The sequence below is a fragment of the Flagellimonas allohymeniacidonis genome (assembly GCF_004296335.1).
Classification (GTDB): domain Bacteria; phylum Bacteroidota; class Bacteroidia; order Flavobacteriales; family Flavobacteriaceae; genus Flagellimonas; species Flagellimonas allohymeniacidonis.
In genome coordinates this window covers 399,065-415,398 of sequence record NZ_SGIU01000002.1, presented here as the reverse complement: position 1 = coordinate 415,398, position 16,334 = coordinate 399,065, and the positions used below count along the sequence as shown (strand labels likewise).

Sequence of the window (16,334 nt, the reverse complement as noted above, 5' to 3'; positions counted from 1 at the left end):
CAAAGTTAAACAAGTGAACGGAACATTATTTAGAACGTTTATAAATTAGTATTTATAAATCCTTTAAGATTTTGAAAAATCACTCTATGTCGTACTTTTGTGTCCAATTTTTAATACGGCAAAAAGCTGCTATTTTAATTGTTTAGTAGAAATAACCGTACCAAAGATTTCGACAGAAACTTCGCAAGTATGAAAAAGGTTTTAAACCGCCATCTATTTACAAATGTTCTAGGTCTTTCCCTCCTACTTTTTTCAACTTCATTTTATGCGCAGGAAGAGGCAGCGGCTACAGAGGTTGTTGCAGAGGAAGCTAGTGCATCTGGTGATGGTGACCCGGTAAAAGGGAAGCAATTGTTTAACCAGAACTGTGCGGCATGCCATGCCTTGAATCGAAAAATGACAGGTCCCGCGTTGGCCAATGTTGAAACCAGATTGGCGGAAGATGAGGGATTGGACCGCGAATGGTTATATACTTGGATTAAGAACAGTGCAGGAATGATTGCCTCTGGCGATTCTTATGCCAATAAGATTTACGCAGAGTACAATCAAGCGGCGATGACCGCCTTCCCAACACTTTCCAATCAAGATATAGACGATATTTTGGCTTATACAGCCGCTCCTCCTCCAGCACCTGCCGCTGCAACCGCTACTGCTGAATCGGAAGGTGGAAGTGGTGAAGGTTCGGGAGGTATTTCCAACGAAATAATTTTAGGTGCCCTTGTCCTGGTTTTTGGGCTTTTGGTGATTATGCTCTTTTTGGTCAACAATACCCTTCGGAGTATTGCCCGGGCCAATGGCGTTGTTTTGGAAAAGGCCAAAGCAGAAAAGCGCGTTCCCATTTGGAAGGCATTTGCCCAGAATCAGTTTTTGGTTTTGGTCGCTGCTATTTTCCTTTTGTTGGGCAGTGCGTATTTTGCCTACGGATGGATGATGCAGGTTGGTGTGGACCAAGGGTACGCACCGGTGCAGCCTATCCATTATTCACATAAAATACATGCTGGTAACAATAAGATTGAATGTAAATATTGCCACTCTTCAGCAAGGGTTTCTAAACATTCTGGAATCCCGTCTTTGAATGTTTGTATGAACTGCCACAAGTCCATTTACGAATACACAGGAAATCCTGAAGGGCCAAGTGCAGAGGATTTGGCCAACGGATACACCAATGAATTCTATACGGGTGAGATCAAAAAGTTATACAAGGCTGTGGGTTGGGATGAAGAAAACCAAAGATACACTGGGGAAACCCAGCCGGTCGAATGGGTTCGCATCCACAATCTTCCTGATTTTGCCTATTTCAATCACTCCCAACACGTGAGCGTTGCGGGGATAGAATGTCAAACCTGTCATGGTCCTGTTGAGGAAATGGAAATCATGTACCAATACGCTCCGTTGACCATGGGATGGTGTATCAACTGTCACCGTGAGACCAACATCAAGGTAGAGGGTAATGAATATTACGAGGCAATTCATGCCGAACTTTCCAAAAAGTACGGTGTTGAAGAATTGACAGCAGCTATGATGGGCGGCCTTGAATGTGGCAAATGTCACTATTAATTTAAAAGAAGATAATCTCAGATATATCGTATGGCATCGAACAAAAAATATTGGAAGAGCGAAGCGGAGTTAAATCCAAACGATTCCATTGTTGAGGCGCTAAGACAAAATGAATTCACGGAACAAATTCCTGTTGATGAGTTTTTGGGAGACAAAGAAAACCTCTCGGCTACAACGACCAATAGAAGGGACTTCCTGAAATATGTGGGTTTTAGTACAGCTGCCGCTGCGGTTGCTGCGTGCGAAGGGCCTGTGCACAAATCCATTCCCTACGTTTTCCAACCCGATAGAATTGTTCCCGGTGTTGCGAACTACTATGCTACCACTATTGCAGATGGGTTTGATTTTGCCAGTATTTTGGTGAAAACCCGGGAGGGAAGACCAATAAAAATTGAGAACAATACCGATGCCAAGGTAAATGGGGGCGCCAATGCCAGGGTCCAAGCTTCAGTGCTTTCCCTGTACGATAGCACCCGAGTTCAAGGCCCCATGGCTAATGGAGAGCCGATTGAATGGAAAATATTAGACGCTACAGTAAGGGCCAAGTTGGGCAGTTTGGCCAACTCAAACCAACAGATTGTTCTGTTGACTCAAACCCATGCCAGTCCTTCTACAGATCGGTTGATTGCTGAGTTCAAAGAAGCTTATCCCAATACATCACATGTAGTGTATGATGCCATTTCTGAAGACGCTGCGTTGAATGCCTTCAATACAATGTATGGAGAAAGGGCTTTGCCGGATTATGATTTCGAAAAAGCAGAGCTGATTGTTTCCTTCGGAGCTGATTTTCTTGGAGATTGGCAAGGAGGAGGATATGATAGCAGTTATGCAAAAGGACGTGTTCCCAAAAACGGGAAAATGTCAAAGCATATCCAGCTAGAATCCAATATGTCTTTGACAGGCGCCAATGCGGACCACCGCTATCCGATGACACCGACACAGCAGAAAATTGCTTTGGCGAAGTTGTACGGAAAGTTGAATGGCAGCAATGTAGGAGGAGGTACTTCTGATGTGGATGAGGCCGTTGATCAGATGGCAGCCCATATACGCAAAGCGGGAAGTAAAGCCGTAGTGGTTACGGGACTTAATGACATTAATGCCCAAACAGTTGTATTGGCCATTAATAAACTGCTGTCCAGTGAGGCAATGAATGCCGAACAACCACGATATGTTCGTCAAGGAGATGTTGCAAAGGTGAACAAGCTGGTATCAGATATGAATGCAGGAAGAGTAGGAGCCTTGATTATGGATGGCGTGAATCCTGCTTACAGTTTACCCAATGCGGCTGATTTTGTTTCCGGTTTGGAAAAGGTGGATGTTTCTGTAAGCTTCGCATATAATAACGATGAAACAGCACAAGCTGCAAAATACGTTGCAGCGGCTTCTCATTATTTAGAATCTTGGGGTGACGCTCAAATCAAAAAAGGACATTTCAGCTTGGCCCAGCCAACGATTCGAGAGCTTTTTGATACCCGACAGTTTCAATCATCCTTGTTGACATGGATGGGCAACGATAAAAGCTATTACGACTATATTAAAGAAACTTGGGACACTTCAATCCTTCAAGGATCCAGTTGGAACCAGGCGCTTCAAGATGGCGTGTTTGTTACCTCCGAAACCCCAGTGGCTGATGTTGAAGTAACAGATGCGACCGCTTCTTCTGAGGATGAATCTTCAGCTGAGCAGTCGAGCATTGCGCCTATTGCAGCGGCTGTGCGCTCTTTGGTAAATTCCACAAGCGGAGGAACCGAATTGGTGCTTTACTCCAAAGTTGGAATGGGAGATGGTAGACAAGCTACCAACCCTTGGCTTCAAGAATTCCCTGATCCGATTTCAAGGGTTTCCTGGGACAACTACATCACAGTTTCAAAGGCAGATGCCGAACAATGGGGCTTCGAAAATGAAAATGTAGCCAACGGTGGTCTGGATGGAAGTTATGCCAAGCTTACCGTCGATGGAACCGTCTTGGAAAATGTTCCAGTTATCATTCAACCGGGTCAAGCAAAAAATACAATTGGTCTTTCCTTTGGATATGGCCGGAGGGCAGGTATGAAAGCCGAAATGGCAACTGGCGTCAATGCCTTTTCACTCTATAAAAACTTCTCTGAATCCCAGAATGTGACTGTGGAAAAAGCTTCAGGCATGCACGAGTTCGCATGTGTACAGCTGCATAAAACCATGATGGGGCGTGGAGATATCATTAAGGAGACCACCTTGGAAATTTTCAATACCAAGGATAAGCATGAATGGAATTACATGCCTCAAGTGACTTTGAATCATCAAGAGATTCCAGTTACCTCTCCTGATGCGGATTTGTGGCAAGAATTTGATCGTTCCATTGGACACCATTTCAATATGTCCATTGATTTGAACGCCTGTACGGGATGCGGTGCTTGTGTAATTGCCTGCCATGCTGAAAACAATGTACCTGTAGTTGGAAAGAAAGAAATCCGACTGTCTAGGGATATGCATTGGTTGCGTATTGACCGTTACTATTCTTCCGAAGAAACATTCGCTCAGGATGAACAGACAAAAGATGAGTCTGCTGATGGCTACAGGGCTACAATGCTCGAATTGGAGAATCCATCAGAGAATCCTCAGGTGGCCTTCCAGCCGGTAATGTGCCAGCACTGTAACCACGCACCATGCGAAACCGTTTGTCCGGTTGCTGCTACTGCACACAGTAGACAGGGTCAAAACCACATGGCTTATAACCGTTGTGTGGGAACAAGATACTGTGCCAATAACTGTCCTTACAAAGTAAGAAGGTTCAATTGGTTCTTGTATAACAACAATGACGAGTTCGATTTCAATATGAACAACGATCTTGGTAAAATGGTCATCAACCCAGATGTGAATGTACGTTCACGAGGGGTCATGGAGAAATGTTCACTATGTATCCAAATGACACAAAAGACCATTTTGGACGCTAAACGTGAAGGTCGTGTAATCAAGGATGGAGAATTCCAAACCGCTTGTTCTTCTGCCTGTAGCTCTGGAGCTATTGTGTTTGGAGATATCAATGATGAGGAAAGCAAGGTGGCAGAGCTTAAGAAGGATGATAGAATGTACCATTTGTTGGAGCATGTGGGTACAAAACCCAATGTATTCTATCATGTGAAGGTGAGAAATACGGATGAGGCATAATCAATAAATAAGAAAGTAATTAGAATATAAATTATGGCGTCGCATTACGAAGCACCTATTCGAAAACCCCTGGTACTGGGAGACAAAGGATACCATGATGTTACCGTGGATATCGCTCGACCGGTTGAGGGAAAGGCCAATAAGCACTGGTGGATAGTATTCAGCATTGCACTTGTTGCTTTTCTTTGGGGTCTAGGATGTATCATCTATACCATATCAACAGGTATAGGGGTTTGGGGTCTTAACCGAACCGTCAACTGGGCTTGGGATATTACAAACTTTGTCTGGTGGGTAGGTATTGGTCACGCAGGAACACTGATTTCGGCTGTACTTTTGCTCTTCAGACAAAAATGGAGAATGGCCATTAACCGTTCTGCAGAGGCAATGACCATCTTTTCGGTTATCCAAGCAGGATTGTTCCCTATCATACACATGGGACGACCTTGGTTGGCCTACTGGGTACTTCCCATTCCCAATCAATTTGGTAGCCTTTGGGTGAATTTCAATTCTCCTTTGCTTTGGGATGTATTTGCGATCTCTACCTATTTATCGGTATCCTTGGTATTCTGGTGGACAGGTCTTTTACCTGATTTTGCCATGATTCGTGATAGGGCGATCAAACCCTTCCAAAAGAAAATTTATAGTCTGTTGAGCTTCGGTTGGACAGGTAGGGCCAAAGACTGGCAACGTTTTGAAGAAGTTTCCTTGGTTTTAGCAGGTTTGGCAACACCACTTGTACTTTCCGTACACACCATTGTATCTTTTGACTTTGCCACTTCGGTGATTCCAGGATGGCACACCACCATCTTCCCGCCATACTTTGTTGCAGGAGCGATTTTCTCTGGATTCGCGATGGTGCAGACCCTTCTTATCATCATGAGAAAGGTATGTAACTTAGAAGCCTACATTACGGTTCAGCATATTGAATTGATGAACATTGTGATTATGATTACAGGTTCCATTGTGGGATGTGCCTATATCACAGAGTTGTTTATCGCTTGGTATTCTGGTGTGGAATATGAACAGTACGCGTTTTTGAACAGAGCTACCGGTCCTTACTGGTGGGCCTATTGGTCCATGATGACCTGTAATGTGTTCTCTCCACAATTTATGTGGTTCAAAAAATTACGTACGAGCATCATGTTCTCGTTCTTTATCTCCATTGTGGTTAACATTGGAATGTGGTTTGAGCGTTTTGTTATCATCGTGACCTCCTTGCACAGGGATTACCTTCCATCTTCTTGGACGATGTTCTCGCCAACTTTTGTAGATATCGGAATATTTATTGGAACCATTGGATTCTTCTTCGTTTTGTTCCTATTGTATTCCAGAACATTCCCGGTTATTGCGCAGGCCGAAGTAAAGTCCATTCTGAAATCATCAGGAGAACGCTTTAAAGTGCTTCGCGATGCGGGAAAACCTTTATATACGAAACCAACCAATGGTGTGATCATTGAGGTGGATGTAGATGAAGACGAAACGCAAAAAGAAGAGGCCCCTTCAGGTGGAGTTTTAGGAGCCCCCGTAACCCAACTGTTGAGTTCCATTGGAAGTTTCAATGTGGATACGGACACTCCGGATGACTTAAAAAAGGTAAAGGGCATAGGCCCATTGATGGAGAAAACCTTGAATAAAATTGGTATTTTCTCTTTCCTTCAGGTAAGTAAAATGACCGAAAAGGAATACAATCTTTTGGATTCCATTACAGGTTCTTTCCCAGGGAGAGCACAACGTGACGACTGGGCAGGTCAAGCAAAAGGATTAATCAATTTAGATAAATAATCATGGCAGCAACCACATTCAAAGCGATATACGACGATGATGACGTGTTAATGAACGCTGTCAAGAAAATTCGTTCAGAAAAATACCATATTGAAGAAGTGTATACCCCCTTTCCCGTTCACGGTTTGGACAAAGCCATGGGACTGGCCGATACACGAATAGCGATTACATCTTTTATGTATGGATGTTTGGGACTTACCGTGGCCATTGTGATGATGAACTACATCATGATTGCGGATTGGCCCCAAGATATTGGTGGTAAACCTAGCTTTACCTATTTGGAAAACATGCCGGCATTTGTTCCGATCATGTTTGAGATGACCGTTTTCTTTGCAGCCCACCTTATGGTGATTACCTTCTACTTGAGAAGTAGGATGTGGCCTTTTAAGAAAGCTGAAAATCCGGATATTCGAACTACTGATGACCGATTTTTGGTGGAAGTTGAGGTCGGGAAGGATGAGGAAGCATTAAAAAGTTTGTTGTTGGAAACAGGAGCCGTTGAGGTCCATGTTCCCAAAAAAAAGTAATAAGATGATCAAGACCTTTGGTAAAGTAACCTTTGTATTGGCTTTTGTGCTTGTGTTCACATCGTGTTTCAACAAGAATAGCCCTAATTACCAGTACATGCCAAACATGTATGAATCTGTCGGGTATGAAACCTACGAGGCGGTGGACAATGGTTTGTTCCCTGAGGGAACAGAAGCTTTGTTGCCTGCAGAGAACACCATCTCAAGAGGATATATGCCCTACGAGTTTGAGAATACACTTGAAGGAAAGGAATTGGCACGATTGCAACCCAGTCCATTGGACTCCCTTCAAAAAGAAACCAATCTGGCCAAGGGAAAAGAGTTATATGATATTTACTGCGCCATTTGCCACGGTAATAAAGGTGCTGGTCAAGGGACTTTGGTAAAACGAGAAAAAATATTAGGTGTTCCCAGTTATGATGATGTTGCACGTAACATCACTGTGGGAAGCACGTACCATACCATGTATTACGGTTTGAACTCCATGGGTTCCTATGCTGCTCAATTGGAAAATGAGGAAGAGCTATGGCAAGTGGCGGAATATGTAATGCAATTAAAGGAAGACCTAACCAAATAAAGGAAAGATAGCACAAGAACTATGTATACGTTTTCAAATAGACTCAAAATAGGTTCTTTCATCGCGATGGCAGTCGGATTGATTTGCCTTGCCTCGGGCTTCCTTTCTGCACCGAGCACCGTGGAAGAAGCAAAAGCAATGGTAGCAGCACATGACGATGGACATGGGGGCGGACACGGAGAAGAAGCTGCTGCGACCCATGGTGAAGAAACAGATCATGGTGAAGCTGCCGCGCATGGTGAAGACCATAGCGCCGCGCACGATGAACATTTACTGCACCAACTGCAAAATAGACCTTGGGCAGCATTGTATGTTGCTGCTTTCTTTTTCTTTATGATTGCATTGGGTGTACTTGCTTTTTATGCGGTACAAAGAGCATCCCAGGCCGGTTGGTCACCCTTGCTGTTTCGGATAATGGAAGGTATTACGGCTTATTTGGTTCCCGGTGGAATCATTGTGTTTGTGATTTTGGTACTTTCCGTATTGCATATGAACCACATGTTCGTTTGGATGGATGCCGATACTGTGGCCCATGATAAATTACTTCAGGGCAAAGCAGGTTATTTGAATCCCACTTTCTTCTTGATAAGAGCGGCTATATTTTTAGGCGGATGGATTTTCTACAGGGAATATTCCAGAAAACTCTCCTTGGCTCAAGATAATTCGGATGACAACTCGAATTTCGTTAAGAATTTTAGATGGTCCGCAGCCTTCTTGGTATTTTATTTGGTCAGTGAATCTATGATGTCGTGGGATTGGATCATGAGTTTAGATCCACACTGGTTCAGTACCTTGTTTGGATGGTATCTGTTTGCCAGTATGTTTGTATCAGGAATCACCACAATTGCCATTGTTGCCATTTACTTAAAATCCAAAGGATACTTAGAGCAGGTTAACGATAGCCATATTCACGATTTGGCCAAATTTATGTTCGGTATTAGCATTTTCTGGACATACCTTTGGTTCGCCCAGTTCATGTTGATATGGTATGCCAACATTCCTGAAGAGGTTACCTATTTTGTAGCTCGTTTTCAAGATTACCAGCTTCCATTCCTTGGAATGGTGGCCATGAACTTTATATTCCCATTGTTGGTGCTGATGAACAGTGATTACAAAAGAGTGAATTGGTTTGTGATTATGACAGGAATAGTGGTTTTGCTCGGACATTATTTGGATGTATTCGTTATGGTAATGCCGGCGACAGTTGGAGACCAGTGGCACATTGGAATTCCTGAAATAGGAGGTATTTTGTTTTTTGGAGGACTGTTTACTTACTGGACGTTCAATACGTTGACCAAGGAAGCATTACAGCCGAAACGCAATCCATTTATTGAGGAAAGTAGACAATTTCATTATTAATACGATTTAAGTCTTAGAAAGATATACAATGACTGCATTATTAACATTGACTGTTTTAGTTCTGGTAGCAATTGCAATCTGGCAAATGACCAAGATTTTTGAATTGTCCCAGCTTAAAGCAGAGCACTCAGAGGTAGCAAACGATTCCGATAACAAGTACAACGGTTATTTATTGTTCGTCTTTGTGATCTTTATTTATGGAATCACCATATTTAGTTTTGCCAAGTATTCCAAGATGCTTCTTCCAGAAGCTTCCTCCGCCCATGGCGGGGAATACGATCAGTTGATGTGGGTGTCATTTGCCATTATCTTTTTTGTGCAGACGATTACCCAGTGGCTTTTACACTATTTCGGGTACAAGTATAGGGGTGAAAAAGGTAAGAAGGCCTTGTTCTTTGCTGATAATGACAGGCTGGAGTTTATTTGGACCATTATTCCTGTAATTGTTTTGGCCGGTTTGATTCTTTGGGGATTGTATACCTGGACCAATATCATGGATGTAAATGATGAAGATGATCCTTTGATAGTTGAGCTATATGCACAGCAATTCAACTGGACCGCAAGATATGGTGGAGAGGACAATGTACTTGGCGATGCCAGTGTGCGACTTATTGATATTGACCGAGCAAACGTATTAGGTCTTGATGAATCCGATCCAAATGCAACAGATGATGTCATTGTAAAAGAATTACACCTACCCGTTGGTCGCAAAGTGAATTTTATGATGCGTTCCCAAGACGTGCTACATTCCGCGTATATGCCGCATTTTAGGGCGCAGATGAACTGTGTTCCTGGGATGATCACACAATTTTCGTTTACTCCGACAGTGACCACAGAGGAAATTAGATTGAATCCTGATGTGGTAGATAAAGTAAAAAGAACAAACGCATTGCGCGCCAAGTGGGCTGCAGAAGGTAGACCTAATTCGGACCCATGGGAGTATGACTACATATTGCTTTGCAACAAGATTTGCGGAAAATCCCACTACAATATGCAGATGAAGATTATTGTGGAGACCGAGGAAGAATATAATAAGTGGATGGCCGAACAGGTGACGTTTGGGCAAACGATTACACCTGTAGAGTAAAGGCTAGGAAAAGAACTATAATAAAAAATTTAGAAAGATTATGTCAGCTATTGGACACGAACACGGACATGACGATCATGGACATCATCATAAAGAAACCTTCGTAACCAAATATATCTTTAGTCAAGACCATAAGATGATTGCCAAGCAATATCTTATTACGGGTGTCTTGATTATGGGCTTCCTTGGAATTGCAATGTCATTGCTTTTTAGAATGCAATTGGCATGGCCAGGAGAATCTTTTTCTGTCTTTGAAGCATTTTTGGGCAAGTGGGCTCCTGACGGTGTTATGGATGCCGATATTTACTTGGGATTGGTGACCATGCACGGAACCATCATGGTGTTCTTTGTGCTTACAGCGGGATTGAGCGGTACCTTTAGTAACTTATTAATTCCATTGCAGATTGGTGCCAGGGATATGGCTTCAGGCTTCCTAAATATGCTCTCCTTTTGGATGTTCTTTGTGTCAGCGGTGATTATGGTTATTTCAATTTTCGTTGAAGCAGGACCCGCTGCTGCTGGGTGGACCATCTACCCACCTTTGAGTGCTTTGCCTATGGCACAGCCAGGATCGGGGGCAGGTATGACCTTGTGGTTGGTTTCCATGGCAATATTCATTGCATCTTCCTTACTGGGTTCATTGAATTATATTGTGACCGTGCTTAACCTTAGAACAAAAGGAATGTCCATGACGCGTCTACCTTTGACCATTTGGGCTTTCTTTGTTACTGCCGTCATTGGGGTTATTTCTTTCCCGGTTCTTTTATCAGCAGCCCTATTGTTGATTATGGATAGAAGCTTTGGAACTTCATTCTTCCTCTCAGATATCTTTATCCAAGGAGAAGTATTGCATTATCAAGGAGGTTCCCCTGTACTTTTCGAACACCTATTTTGGTTCTTGGGGCATCCGGAGGTATACATTGTTATTCTGCCTGCAATGGGTATTGTATCCGAAGTAATGGCGGTCAACGCACGTAAACCAATTTTTGGATATCGTGCCATGATAGCTTCTATTTTGGCCATTGCCTTTTTGTCCACCATTGTATGGGGACACCATATGTTCATTTCAGGAATGAATCCATTTTTGGGGTCTGTCTTTACATTTACAACCTTATTGATTGCAATACCATCCGCAGTAAAAGCATTTAACTGGATTACCACTTTATGGAAAGGAAACCTCCAGCTGAATCCAGGGATGCTCTTTTCCATTGGTATGGTTTCTACCTTCATCACAGGGGGGCTTACAGGAATCATATTGGGTGACAGTACGCTTGATATCAATGTACACGATACCTACTTTGTGGTGGCACACTTCCACTTGGTAATGGGTATTTCGGCCTTATATGGGCTGTTTGCCGGAGTGTATCATTGGTTCCCAAAAATGTTCCAGGGTAGAATGATGAACAAAAACATGGGCTATGTCCATTTCTGGATTACTGCAATAGGGTCCTACGGAATTTTCTTCCCGATGCACTTTGTGGGCATGGCAGGAGTACCGAGACGTTATTATGAGAATACAGCCTTCCCCATGTTCGATGAATTGACCAACGTGCAAGTATTGATGACGGTTTTTGCATTGATTACAGCTGGGGCCCAACTGGTGTTTGCCTTTAACTTCGTTAGAAGTATTTTCTATGGAAAAAGAGGTCCACAAAACCCTTGGAAAGCTACAACTTTGGAATGGACTGCACCGCAAGAGCATTTTCATGGAAACTGGCATGGGGAAATTCCGCATGTACATCGATGGGCTTACGACTACAGTAAGACCTATGACAATGGAGAGTATATTCTTCCTGGACAGGATTTTGTCCCGCAGACCACGCCATTGCAAGAAAATGAGGAAGAACTGAATCACTAGGTTCACTAACAGATAAGAAAGCCCATCCTTAAGGATGGGTTTTTTGTTTAGGGACTTTGGTATGGCAATTGTAGGCTAATTATAATATCTTTAGTCCACCCATCTAAAAAGAACACCTGTGAAAAGAACAGCATTTGCCCTTCTGCTTATACTTCCTTTAATGATGTTTTCGCAGCGAAAACCCAAAATCAAGGGGAGTCGTGTTGTCACTGAAGTAAATGAAGAACTGCCAGCATTCAACGCTATTCAGTTAAATTCTGATTTGGACATTAGCCTGAAGAAATCTTTTGGTCCAGGTTATGAAATAATGGCCGATGACAACCTGATAGATATCTTGAAGTTCAAGGTTGAGGACAGCACATTGGTAATCACTTCGTTTTATGATGTTACAGCAAAGAAACAGTTTGACATCACTGTCAATTACACCGAGTTGAAGGCTATTGCTGCCAAGGAGGGTAGTATCAATTCCGATGGAATGATCAATAGCGACGAACTGTTCGTTGATGGTTTTGCTGATTCAAGATTGAACCTACAGGCAAGCGCGGCCGTCATGGACATTAATTTGGAAGACATGAGCAAAGCTGAGTTCAATGTGGATGTGGATTCGTTGAATGTGAGCATGAACAATAGAACCGAAGCCTATGTCTATGCTGTCAACGAAGCCAATACCGTGTCTTTGGATGGAAATGCATCACTTACCCTTGAAGGCACTACCGACAGAATGCAGTTGGAAGTTACAGGGAATGGAAAGTTCAAAGGGGAAAAAATGGAAGCAGGAAGCGTTATTGCCAAATTGGAAAATTCTGCTAGCGTTCGTTTGAACGCCTACCGCGATATAGAGCTTTCCTCCAAGGGAAATGCACGCACCTCGCTCTATGGCAATCCCCAAATTACAGTCCTTGAGTTTACGGATACCTCCCAACTCCTTAAAAAGGTGGAGTAATCGTCTTACTTGGCTATTGGAGCAGTAAGACAATGCTCTGGAATGCCAAAACCATCTACCAATACTTCTATATGCGGGCGAAGCTCGGTACACAAACGTTCTACCCGTTGCCTAATGGCTTTTGACTTTGTTCCGCCAATATACCCCTGTTCCAAATACCAGCGAGCGTCTTGATTGAGTTGATCTAGAGCATACAGCGTTCCCAATTTGGTGAAGAGTTTTTTGTATTCCATATTTTCCATCGATTCGCAAACATTGGAAAAAGTGTTGTACGCCAATTCAACACTATATGCTTTTCCTAGGGCAATAAGATGTGTTTGCACTTTCAAAAACGCCTGATAAGATGGAACACCTTTTTTGATGTAGTCTCGAATGCGCATGGCCAAGGTATAGGTGAGGCGGCGCGTTCGATAATCGAAAGCATGCTTGTGAAATTTTGGATTGTACAAATGCTCAGCATCGACCTTATTGGCATAAATCGGATTTAATGTATTGAGGCGGTCTGAAAGTTGTGTTCGAAGCAATTTCAATACAGAGGCAAAGCCTGCACTGTTGAACTCTGCTTTGAAATCGGAAAGAACACCTTTCGCGGCCAATTGCAATAAGACCGTATTGTCTCCTTCAAAAGTGGTAAAGATATCTACATCGCCCTTCAAATCAGGGATTCGATTTTCCACCAAATAGCCCTTTCCTCCACAGGCTTCCCTGCACTCTTGAATGGTGTTGTTGGCATACCAGGTGATTATGGATTTTAATCCCGCTACTTGTGTTTCCACCTTTCTTTTGTCAGGTTGCGATTCATCACTGTAAGATTTCATCATTTCCTCCAACGTAAAGTGATATACGTAAGAAGCGGCAACAGCAGGAGTAAGACGCAGCTGATGGGTTGGATAATCCATGATTAAATCCTCTTGCACTTTTATGCTGTCATTGAACTGTCGACGGTTTAGGGCATGCTTTACAGCAATGGCGAGCGCCATTTTAGCACCGCCCAAGGCACCTCTGGCCACACAAATTCTTCCACCCACCAAAGTGCCCAGCATTGTAAAAAAGCGTTTGTTGGGATTCTTGATAGGAGACGTATAAGTTCCCTTTTCAGAGATGGCACCGTACTTGTCCAACAAGTTTGTACGAGGAACGCGAACTTGATTGAACCAAATCTTGCCATTGTCCACTCCGTTCAATCCTAATTTATACCCATTGTCCTCTACAGTGATTCCCTCAAACAACTCATGTTGCTCGTTTCGCAAGGGAACTACTAGGGCATGCACTCCCTCATTTTTTCCATCAACAATCAATTGAGCGAAAACCGTCGCAATTTTCGAATGAAGCGCATTCCCGATATACTCTTTATTGTCATTTTTGCCCGGAGTGTGGATTACGATTTCGTCCGAACTCTTGTCGTAGGTAGCAGTCGTTTTGATGCCCCTTACGTTTGACCCATGCCCCGTTTCTGTCATAGCAAAACATCCCAATAATTTTGTGGTTCCCGCATCTGAGAGATAGGCATCATGATGTTTTTTGGTCCCTAATTTTTGAATACTGCCTCCAAAAAGGCCAAACTGAACACCAAATTTCACGGCGAGGCTACCATCCAAATACATCAAATGTTCAAAAATGGCACCATAGGCAGGCATGTTTCCGGTTCCGCCGTATTCCTTGGGATAGGCCAGTGCGCCATACCCATTTTCGCCAAGCTGTTGCACTTGTTTCAAAATGGATTCTCGTAGAAGTTCCTTATTTCTTTCAATTTGCCATTGAAAGACATTGTTTTTTAAAAAAGCTCGGAACTTCTCAACAACGGCTCTATGCTCACCCATAAGAATCTTGTCGAGCTCATTGGCATTGTACTGCTTAGATGTTTTTTCGTGGATTACCTCCACATGAAAAAGATGATTGTAATGATTGGGCTGAATGCCAAGATTGATTTCAATATGCTTTAAGTGATCATTGAAATCACAGTCCCCACAGTATACATTGCCCAATCTCTGACTTAATGAAGTCAAAGGGTAGGTGTCACTTTCAACCAGTTTTATTTGGGAATTGGAAATGGTTTGCTTCCATTTTTTAAATTCTTCTTCGGTCGGAGGACTGTCCCTATTCAACCATTTCAATAGCTGTGATTTGTCAGAGGTATCCAAAGACGAATCTTCCTCAATGGTTTTCTGCACAACGGATATTTCCGAAGCAGAGAGCAAATCGTCAGACCAGATAACATAGTAGAATGGGATATATTGGAGAATTCCTAGTGAATAATCGAGGGTGACCATAAATGTAGAATTGTAGGGAGTGCAATTTTCTGTATCTAAGTTAAGGCTTAGGCGCCGAACTTCCTCAATCGCCTTTTTGGAAATGTATTTTAGTCGTTCGGTTTTTAGGGAGGAGCCGTTTTCAACTATATTTGTTGAGGTATGAATGAGAACTTAGATCCGACCACCGATAATTTTTCCCAAGAAGAACTCGAAATTGAAAGAGCTTTGCGGCCGATTACCTTCGATGACTTCACAGGGCAGGAGCAAGTGTTGGAAAATTTGAAGGTTTTTGTTCAAGCTGCCAATTTAAGAGGGGAGGCTTTGGATCACACGCTTTTCCATGGACCTCCAGGATTGGGAAAGACCACTTTGGCCCATATTTTGGCCAATGAACTGGGTGTTGGTATCAAGATAACTTCAGGTCCGGTTTTGGACAAACCTGGGGATTTAGCAGGTCTTTTGACAAATTTGGAAGAACGCGACGTCCTTTTCATTGATGAAATCCATCGATTGAGTCCCATAGTCGAAGAATACCTGTATTCCGCCATGGAAGACTATAAAATCGATATTATGATCGAAACTGGCCCGAATGCAAGAACTGTCCAGATCAATTTGAGTCCTTTTACCCTTATTGGGGCCACCACACGTTCAGGATTACTCACCGCACCCATGCGGGCTCGATTCGGAATCCAAAGTCGCTTGCAATATTATAATACAGAACTATTGTCAACTATTGTTGAGCGAAGTGCGGGGATTTTGAAAGTTCCCATTACCCAAGAAGCGGCTATAGAAATTGCAGGCCGGAGTCGGGGAACGCCACGTATCTGCAATGCGCTTTTACGACGGGTTCGTGATTTTGCCCAAATCAAGGGTGATGGCAACATCGATTTGGAAATTTCAAAATTCGGCTTGAAGGCCTTGAATGTAGATGCTCATGGACTGGACGAAATGGACAACAAAATACTGAGTACCATTATTGATAAGTTTAAGGGAGGCCCTGTTGGAATTACCACCTTGGCCACCGCAGTCTCCGAAAGTGCCGAAACCATTGAGGAAGTTTACGAACCCTTCTTGATTCAACAAGGTTTTATCATGCGAACCCCCAGAGGACGTGAAGTAACCGAACTGGCTTATAAACATTTGGGAAAGTTAAAAGGAGGTGCCCAATCTGGCTTGTTTTAAACACTTTTTGAGAATTACCTGTTTATTGCTCTCAAGTTCAACTAGTTGATGGTGAATCATTTC

The 16,334-nt window shown here is 43.0% G+C and carries 11 protein-coding genes; 10 read left to right on the top strand and 1 reads right to left on the bottom strand.

The features are described 5' to 3' along the window. Nucleotides 1-189: 189 nt before the first annotated feature. From EW142_RS10210 to EW142_RS10170, 9 genes are all read left to right on the top strand, one after another. Entirely contained in the window at nucleotides 190-1,557 is a 1,368-nt protein-coding gene (locus EW142_RS10210; protein WP_130613523.1) for a c-type cytochrome, read from the top strand. Nucleotides 1,558-1,587: 30 nt separating this feature from the next. Further along, the gene (locus EW142_RS10205) at nucleotides 1,588-4,704 is read left to right on the top strand and encodes a TAT-variant-translocated molybdopterin oxidoreductase (protein ID WP_130613521.1); all 3,117 of its coding nucleotides are present in this window, start codon (nucleotides 1,588-1,590) and stop codon (nucleotides 4,702-4,704) included. A gap of 33 nt (nucleotides 4,705-4,737) precedes the next feature. Then, the gene (gene nrfD, locus EW142_RS10200; RefSeq protein WP_130613519.1) at nucleotides 4,738-6,486 is read left to right on the top strand and encodes an NrfD/PsrC family molybdoenzyme membrane anchor subunit; all 1,749 of its coding nucleotides are present in this window, start codon (nucleotides 4,738-4,740) and stop codon (nucleotides 6,484-6,486) included. Nucleotides 6,487-6,488: 2 nt separating this feature from the next. Continuing rightward, the gene (locus EW142_RS10195) at nucleotides 6,489-7,013 is read left to right on the top strand and encodes a DUF3341 domain-containing protein (protein WP_130613517.1); all 525 of its coding nucleotides are present in this window, start codon (nucleotides 6,489-6,491) and stop codon (nucleotides 7,011-7,013) included. A gap of 4 nt (nucleotides 7,014-7,017) precedes the next feature. Beyond that, nucleotides 7,018-7,590: a c-type cytochrome gene (locus EW142_RS10190; RefSeq protein WP_240740196.1), complete on the top strand. Its 573-nt coding sequence runs from the start codon at nucleotides 7,018-7,020 to the stop codon at nucleotides 7,588-7,590. A gap of 21 nt (nucleotides 7,591-7,611) precedes the next feature. Then, on the top strand, nucleotides 7,612-8,949 hold the full coding sequence (locus EW142_RS10185) for a quinol:cytochrome C oxidoreductase (RefSeq protein ID WP_130613513.1): 1,338 nt from the start codon (nucleotides 7,612-7,614) through the stop codon (nucleotides 8,947-8,949). A 28-nt stretch (nucleotides 8,950-8,977) separates the two neighbouring features. Then, nucleotides 8,978-10,036: a cytochrome c oxidase subunit II gene (locus tag EW142_RS10180; protein WP_130613511.1), complete on the top strand. Its 1,059-nt coding sequence runs from the start codon at nucleotides 8,978-8,980 to the stop codon at nucleotides 10,034-10,036. A gap of 40 nt (nucleotides 10,037-10,076) precedes the next feature. Then, nucleotides 10,077-11,894: a cytochrome c oxidase subunit I gene (locus EW142_RS10175; protein WP_130613509.1), complete on the top strand. Its 1,818-nt coding sequence runs from the start codon at nucleotides 10,077-10,079 to the stop codon at nucleotides 11,892-11,894. A gap of 118 nt (nucleotides 11,895-12,012) precedes the next feature. Then, nucleotides 12,013-12,837 (top strand): GIN domain-containing protein, encoded by an 825-nt coding sequence (locus tag EW142_RS10170; protein ID WP_130613507.1) that lies wholly within the window; start codon nucleotides 12,013-12,015, stop codon nucleotides 12,835-12,837. Nucleotides 12,838-12,842: 5 nt separating this feature from the next. On the opposite strand, the gene EW142_RS10165 is transcribed toward EW142_RS10170, so the two are convergent. Continuing rightward, nucleotides 12,843-15,107, bottom strand: coding sequence for an acyl-CoA dehydrogenase family protein (locus EW142_RS10165; RefSeq protein WP_130613505.1), 2,265 nt, complete (start codon nucleotides 15,105-15,107; stop codon nucleotides 12,843-12,845). Nucleotides 15,108-15,248: 141 nt separating this feature from the next. Between EW142_RS10165 and ruvB the strand changes: the two genes are divergently transcribed. After that, nucleotides 15,249-16,271 carry a Holliday junction branch migration DNA helicase RuvB gene (gene ruvB, locus EW142_RS10160; protein WP_130613503.1) on the top strand — a complete coding sequence of 341 codons (1,023 nt, stop codon included), beginning with the start codon at nucleotides 15,249-15,251 and terminating at the stop codon, nucleotides 16,269-16,271. The last annotated feature ends 63 nt before the right edge of the window (nucleotides 16,272-16,334 follow it).

What these genes read in the sequence shown, in the direction of transcription:
- EW142_RS10180 (WP_130613511.1), top strand. Translation starts at nt 8,978, where the DNA reads ATGACTGCATTATTAACATTGACTGTTTTAGTTCTGGTAGCAATTGCA.
- EW142_RS10175 (WP_130613509.1), top strand. Translation starts at nt 10,077, where the DNA reads ATGTCAGCTATTGGACACGAACACGGACATGACGATCATGGACATCAT.
- EW142_RS10195 (WP_130613517.1), top strand. Translation starts at nt 6,489, where the DNA reads ATGGCAGCAACCACATTCAAAGCGATATACGACGATGATGACGTGTTA.
- EW142_RS10210 (WP_130613523.1), top strand. Translation starts at nt 190, where the DNA reads ATGAAAAAGGTTTTAAACCGCCATCTATTTACAAATGTTCTAGGTCTT.
- EW142_RS10205 (WP_130613521.1), top strand. Translation starts at nt 1,588, where the DNA reads ATGGCATCGAACAAAAAATATTGGAAGAGCGAAGCGGAGTTAAATCCA.
- nrfD (WP_130613519.1), top strand. Translation starts at nt 4,738, where the DNA reads ATGGCGTCGCATTACGAAGCACCTATTCGAAAACCCCTGGTACTGGGA.
- EW142_RS10185 (WP_130613513.1), top strand. Translation starts at nt 7,612, where the DNA reads ATGTATACGTTTTCAAATAGACTCAAAATAGGTTCTTTCATCGCGATG.
- ruvB (WP_130613503.1), top strand. Translation starts at nt 15,249, where the DNA reads ATGAATGAGAACTTAGATCCGACCACCGATAATTTTTCCCAAGAAGAA.
- EW142_RS10165 (WP_130613505.1), bottom strand. Translation starts at nt 15,107, where the DNA reads ATGGTCACCCTCGATTATTCACTAGGAATTCTCCAATATATCCCATTC.
- EW142_RS10190 (WP_240740196.1), top strand. Translation starts at nt 7,018, where the DNA reads ATGATCAAGACCTTTGGTAAAGTAACCTTTGTATTGGCTTTTGTGCTT.